The 4,306-nt window shown below is 66.9% G+C and carries 2 protein-coding genes; one reads left to right on the forward strand and one right to left on the reverse strand.

The genetic code is table 11. The annotated features are described in order from the left end of the window. The first annotated feature begins 73 nt into the window (after nt 1-73). Nucleotides 74-616: a VanZ family protein gene (locus ACFYO1_RS14295; protein WP_387230568.1), complete on the forward strand. Its 543-nt coding sequence runs from the start codon at nt 74-76 to the stop codon at nt 614-616. Here ACFYO1_RS14295 and ACFYO1_RS14300 read toward each other — a convergent pair. Further along, nucleotides 582-3,875 carry a BTAD domain-containing putative transcriptional regulator gene (locus ACFYO1_RS14300; protein ID WP_387230570.1) on the reverse strand — a complete coding sequence of 1,098 codons (3,294 nt, stop codon included), beginning with the start codon at nt 3,873-3,875 and terminating at the stop codon, nt 582-584. The genes ACFYO1_RS14295 and ACFYO1_RS14300 overlap by 35 nt on opposite strands. Nucleotides 3,876-4,306: the final 431 nt, after the last annotated feature.

Here is a 4,306-nt window from a genome sequence, read left to right on the forward strand (position 1 = left end):
GATGCGGTGTGGATCATGTAGATGGTTCGTGGAGCAGAACTGTGGCACAGGGTATTCGAGTGAGACTGGCGGCGTGAACGAGACCTGGGAGGCTTGGGGCGGCGTGGTGCTCGCCGCGATCGCCGCGCTGCCGATCGCCGGCATCGCGGCATGGTGGCTCGCTCGGCGTCGCGGCAGGCGAGCGGCCTGGAGTGAGGTCGGCATCGTGGCGGGTACCGTGCCATGGCTGTGGATGATCCTCACGCCCAAGGGAACCGGTCGTTCGCTGAACCTTGTCCCGCTACGCGACCTCGCCGAGCAGCTGTCCGGCCACCGAGTCGTCGAGCAGTTCGGCGGAAACCTTCTGGTGTTCGCCGCCCTCGGCTTCTTCTTGCCGATCCGTCTGCCCTGGTTCGCTCATCCGGCGCGGATCCTGCTGGCCGGTGCGGTGGCCTCGATCGTGGTCGAGACCCTCCAATACTGCCTCGCGATCGGCCGCCACTCGTCCGTGGACGACGTCCTGCTGAACGCCGTCGGCGCCTTGCTCGCGGGCATTCTCTCGCGCCCGTGGTGGGCACGTTCCAGCGAAATGCCCGCCTACCTCACGACATTTCCTGATCGACCATCGCGGCCATAGCCGACGCGCGCAGCGCCGGCGTCATATTGCTCCGGATCAGCTCCGCCGCCCGGCGGAACTCCGCCGATTGCGTCTCCGCCGTCCTGGTCGCCGTGCTGGCGAGGAACGTCGAGTCGATGCTGGCCACGTGATTGGCGATCCGCTGGGTCTCGGGGATGCCCAACCCGGACGCGATCGTCAACGCCGCCTTCCAGCGCTGCCGGGCCACGGAGAAGTGCGCCGAGCAGTAGTGCACCGTGGCGATCGCGTCGTTGGCCAGCATCTCCTCATACGGCGAACCGGACGCGTAGGCGATGTGCAGCGCCCGCTCGTACTGTGCCAGCGCTTCCCGGTACTGCCCCTTTCGGCGATGCACATCGCCGATCCCGAGATGGGTGCAGCACTTGAGGATCAGATCATTGTTGCGGTCGGCCCGCGCCGACGCGGTGCGGAACCCGTCCAGCGCCAGATCGAACTGCTTCAGCGCGCAGTACACATTGCCGACGCGGATCGAAAAGTAGTTGTGGAACAACGTATTCGACGGCATCGGCGACAACGCCTTCCGCGCGTCCTCCAGGTGCGCGAGCGCGTCGTCGTAGCGGCTGATCCGCATGTCGGTGTCGCTCAGCCGCATCAGCGCGCAGGCGCGCAGATACGGATCGCCGGTCTCGTCGGCGACGCCTACCGCCTGGCGCAGGTAGTCGAACGCGTCGTCGTAATAACCCATCCGCTCATGCACCTGCCCCAAGCCCTGTAGCGCGTAGCCCTCCATGAACTTGTCGCCGCTCCACCGCGACAAAGACAGCGCCTGGTGATACCCCATCAGCGCGTCGCGATACCGGCCCTGCCGGAAGTAGACCAGCCCGCTGTGGTGCATAGCCTTTGCGGCACTGGCATAGTCGTTCATTCCGTGCGCCAGCCGCACCGCGTCGTCGAGCACCACGAGGGCTTGCCGGCAGTGCCGCATCCGCCAGAGCGTGTAGCCGAGATTGACCAGCAGGCGGCACTCCTCGGCCTGCTCGCCGCTGTTGTGCGCGACCTCGACCGCGTCGAAGTGCAACGTGATGGCGTCGTCGGAGCACCGGAGTCCGGTCACATAAGGCCACCAGAGGATTTCGGAGAACAGCCGCGTGTAATCGGACCATCGTCCCCTGGTCGCCTCGCGCGCAATGGCCAGCAGATTGAGGCGTTCGCTGTGCAACCAGGCCACGCATTCCTGGTGACTGGCGAGTGCGGGTGTCGGTGTTACCGGCGCGGGCAGGTCGATGATCCGGCTGGTTCGATCGGGCAGAATCTTGCTGCCCACCGCCCAGGCGCAATACCGGTAGTAGTCGAACAGCCGGGTCAACGCGGCGCCGTCGTCGAGGTCCGATGTTTGCGCCAGGGTCGCGGCATAATCGCGCACCAGGTTGTGGAACCGGTAGCGTTCGGGCACAACCTGTTCCAGCAGATGAACATCGACGAGCGCTTCGAGCAACTGCTCGGCGGCAGCTATCCCGATGTCGGCAAGGGCGGCAGTCGCATAGGTATCGAAATCGCGACCGGGGTGCAATCCGAGCAGCCGGAAGGCGTTCTGCTGATCGACCGGCAAATCGTGAAAACTCGCGGAAAGCGCGGCCGCCACACTGCGCGAACCCGCGGACAGGTGCTCGAGCCGATTGGCGGGATGCCGGAGCCGCTCGGCCAGCCGATCGATCGGCCAGACCGGCCGCGCTCGTAGCCGGCCGGCCGCGATCCGGATTGCCAGCGGCAGATATCCGCACAGCCGAACCGTTTCCGCCACCGCGTCGGGCTCGGCCACTATTCGATCGTCATTGACGATCGTGGTGAACAACGCGGTCGCGTCGGCGCGGGAAAGCACATCCAGCGACAGGGTTTTGGAAACCTCCAAATCCACCAGCCGGCGCCGGCTGGTGATCAGCACCAGGCAACTGGGCGTACCGGGCAGTAGCGGCCGGATCTGGTCGGCATCGGCGACATTGTCCAATACCAGCAATGCCGCCCTGGTCGCGATTTCGGTGCGCCACAACGCCGCTCGCGCGTCCAGATCGGGCGGTATCGACTCGCTGGGCACGCCCAGCGCGCGCAGCAGCCGCTCCAGCGCCACCATCGGATCGAGGGGAGTGCTGTCCGCGGCGTGCCCGTGCAGGTCCAGATACAGCTGGGCGTCCGGAAAACGGCCGCTGAGCTGGTGTGCCGCGTGGATGGCCAGCGTCGTCTTACCCACGCCCGCCATCCCGTCGATGACCCGGATCAGCACGGTCGGGCGGACCGCCGCCGGCGGTATGTCGGTCAGCAGCCGGGTCATCTCGCCGTCGCGACCGGTGAAGTCGGCGATGTCGCCGGGCAACTGGTTCCGGCTGGGCATGACGTCGGGGCGAGACGCTGTATTGCTGCTACGGACCGTCGAGTCGGTAGCCGGATTACCGTCCGCGGACGCCTCCGCGGGCGGCAGCAGCCGGTCCGGTGCCGGCGTCCCGGTGGCCTCCGGCGGCGGCTCGATCTCGTCGCGCAGGATCCGTTGATGCAGCTCGCGAAGCTCGCGCCCCGGCTCGATCCCGATCTCGTCGGCGAGCCTGCGCTGCGCGTCCTGGAAGACCATCAGCGCCTCGGCCTGCCTGCCGCAGTGGTAGAGGCCGAGCATGAGCAGCGTGCGAAACCGCTCTTGCAGCGGATACGAGCTGACCAGCGGCGCGAGTTCGGCCACCGCCTCGGCGTGCTGCCCGCGCGCGAGCTTGATCCGCGCGCGGTGCTCGAGCGCGGCCAGGTACCGCTCCTGCAACCTGCGGCGTTCGGCCTCGACGGTCGGGCCGGCCAGGCCGCTGAATGGCTCGCCCCGCCACAACGCCAGGGCGGCATCGGTATGCGAGGCCGCCGCGGCCAGGTCACGGTTGCGCCGGCACCGTTCGGCCGTCGCGATCAGCCGGTCGAACGCGACGTGGTCCGACAGCGACGGGTCGCCGTGCAGCACGTAGCCCGTGTCCGCCCGGACCAGCGCGGGTTCGGCGACCCGGCGGCGCGGCGCCAGGACCCGGCGCAGGCGGCTGACGTAGGTCTGTACACCGTTGCGCGCGTCGCTCGGCGGGTGTTCGCCCCACACCCCGTCGATAATGGCATTCACCGAAACTGGACGGTTCATTTCCAGCAGGAGGGCCGCAAGGACCGCCTGTTGTTTCGCTGGACCCAACTCGATTTCACGGTCATCACACCATGCCGTGAACGAGCCGAGCACACCGTATCTGATCTGTGTTTGCGCCATGGACAAGCCCTCCTGAACCATGTGCTGCCAGCGCTGAGCATAGGTGGCGCAGGACGTGTCACATGCCGGATCGGGCGATAGTTACCATTTTGACCAGTCATTTACGCACTAGTACAGCGTCAGTTATGCAGACTGCGACATCCTGATCGAGTGTGCGACAGCATGATTCGGGGGGCACGAGTTCATCGGCGGTCGACCGGCCGTCCGGTGTGTTTCCGTGTGCCCGATCATGGGCAAGCGTCCAGTTGGTGTATCGAGCAAACGGTGCACCAACTGGGCCGCTGTTGTGTCGCGCTGCCGCGGTTCGCGGACGGGGTTGGCGCTCACGGGGATTCGGGGTGTGCGGTGTCGTCGGGCGATGGGTGTGCGGGTGGTCGGTTTCGCCGGGAGCTATGTCCCTCGGTAACCAGATCGGTACCGCCCGGCACAGGTGAGAAGCGAGGGAGTTTGCC

Origin of the sequence: Nocardia sp. NPDC006044 (assembly GCF_042871115.1) — a bacterium.
In the GTDB taxonomy this organism is placed as follows: Bacteria; Actinomycetota; Actinomycetes; order Mycobacteriales; family Mycobacteriaceae; genus Nocardia.

Bases quoted from the DNA above. Each gene is read 5' to 3' on its own strand.
- ACFYO1_RS14300 (WP_387230570.1), bottom strand. From the start codon at position 3,875: ATGGTTCAGGAGGGCTTGTCCATGGCGCAAACACAGATCAGATACGGT.